Origin of the sequence: Streptomyces sp. PA03-6a, from assembly GCF_033792765.1 — a bacterium.
Classification (GTDB): domain Bacteria; phylum Actinomycetota; class Actinomycetes; order Streptomycetales; family Streptomycetaceae; genus Actinacidiphila.
Genome location: NZ_JARAVK010000568.1, coordinates 1 through 1,151 on the forward strand (window position 1 = coordinate 1; position 1,151 = coordinate 1,151).

The following is a 1,151-nucleotide window of genomic DNA, read 5'->3' on the forward strand; positions in this document are numbered from 1 at the left end:
GGTTCATACCCGCCCCACCCGGGAACACCGCGCTGTCGTGCTCACCCCGGACACCCCCACCGCCATCCACGCGCTCCGCGAAATCAGCCAGACCACGCAAGTCTCCTCCGCAACAACCATCACCGGTAGCACCAACGGAGTTGCAACCGGGGTCGCTCTGGTCTTTACCGGGCAGGGATCTCAGCGCCCGGGAATGGGCGCGGAACTCTATTCGATCTTCCCCGCATTCAGGGAAGCTTTCGATCTCGTCTGTGCCGAACTAGATGAGTGCATGCCGGTGGAAGCAGCCGTCCATCCCTTGCGCGACGTTGTCTTCGCGAAAGAAGGAACGCCACAAGCGACGCTGCTCGATCAGACGCTTTATACACAGACTGCTTTGTTTGCGGTGGAAGTGGCGATGTTGCGTCTGGTCGAGTCCTGGGGGCTCCGGGCTCACATGGTCGCGGGGCACTCCCTGGGCGAACTGACTGCGGCTCATGCTGCCGGTGTCCTGTCCTTGCGAGACGCCGCCTTGCTGGTTACAGCTCGCGGTCGGCTGATGCAGGCCCTACCTCCGGGGGGAGCGATGCTCGCAGTCCATGCGGGAGAAGCCCCTGTCCGGAAGCTGCTGGCAAACCTCCTCGACGGCAGCTCTCTGGATCTGGCTTCGGTCAACGGTCCGGAAGCGACAGTGCTGTCAGGTACCGAGGAGGCTATATCGCGTGCAGCGTCCATCACGTCCGACCACGGCTACAAGTCCCGTCGCTTGACGGTCAGCCACGCCTTCCACTCGGCATTGATGGAACCCATTTTGGAGAAGTTTTCGCAAGTAGCGGAAAACGTCACTTTCCAGGCGCCGAAAATTCCATTCGTCTCTGCGGTCACGGGTGAAGTCGCTGATTCCTCTGAGCTGTGCGATGCGCGGTATTGGGTCAAGCAGGTTCGGTGCACTGTGCGCTTCGCGGACGTGATTGCGACGCTGAGCCGCCAGCCCCTCGCCACGGTGCTTGAGATCGGACCTGATGCGGTGTTGACGGGGATGATCAAAACCATCACAGATCAGCCCGCTGTCGCATTCTCGCGGAGAAACCAGCCCGAACCCCTTACAGCGTTCGCTGCACTCGCTGAGGTGTTTGTGCGGGGCGGGGATGTGGAGTGGGGTGCGGTAGTGC

General features: G+C 61.7%; 1 protein-coding gene. It reads left to right on the forward strand.

Going from position 1 to position 1,151, the window contains the following annotated elements:
- Window positions 1-37: 37 nt before the first annotated feature.
- On the forward strand, window positions 38-1,151 hold a 1,114-nt coding region (locus PV350_RS46655), incomplete at its 3' end, for an acyltransferase domain-containing protein (RefSeq protein WP_500339316.1).